Source organism: Thiorhodococcus minor, from assembly GCF_010820565.1.
In the GTDB taxonomy this organism is placed as follows: Bacteria; Pseudomonadota; Gammaproteobacteria; order Chromatiales; family Chromatiaceae; genus Thiorhodococcus; species Thiorhodococcus minor.
This window is the reverse complement of the sequence record NZ_JAAIJQ010000322.1, coordinates 1-619: the sequence shown is the minus strand read 5'-3', so window position 1 is coordinate 619 and position 619 is coordinate 1. Positions and strand designations below refer to the sequence as shown.

At 62.8% G+C, this 619-nt stretch carries 1 protein-coding gene; it reads left to right on the top strand.

From position 1 onward, the window contains the following. Positions 1–280, top strand: a 280-nt coding sequence (locus G3446_RS27830) for a hypothetical protein (protein ID WP_209262678.1), incomplete at its 5' end; no start/stop codon positions are given. Positions 281–619 lie beyond the last annotated feature (339 nt).

Here is a 619-nt window from a genome sequence, read left to right as displayed (position 1 = left end):
TTGTCGCCCTGCGCGAGTCCCGTCGGCGAGGGATCGACCCGACGGGTATCACGAGCGCAGACGCGACACTCCGGTCACAGAGGAGGATGTCCGTGAGCAGTCGGGAGCGAACGGGATGCAAACCATCCAGCAAAAGCCCCTGCTCCAGGGAGCGGATCAGGTATTCACGCTCCAATCGCTCGACGAGGAAGCCGAGATCCGCATCTGGGAAGCGCTTCCGCAAGGCGACCACCTCAAGTCGTCCTCCGAGTGCCGAGGCGAAAGCAACGCGTGCCAGTAGGCGAAGCTCCACGCGAGAGCTGTCTCCGCGATGAATATCCGTCCGGATTCGCTTGACCTGAGCCGATAGCTTGTCGCGGAGGGACTCGGATCGATTGACCAGATAGACGAATTCCAACAGAGGTCCTTCGCCATCATTACCACCGAGGAATCGCCCCCAGGCTTCATCGAAGGAGAGAAACTGCCCTGGGCCTCGATCATCGCTTGGTCCAAACGCTTGCTGGGTGGGAGCGGCGCCCCGCCGCGACGGTCGCGTGATAGCGGCGGGGCGCCGCTCCCACGTCGCTTCGCCTGAAGGATGCGCGGCGTCTACTCAACCGACTGGGCGGTCCGATGATAA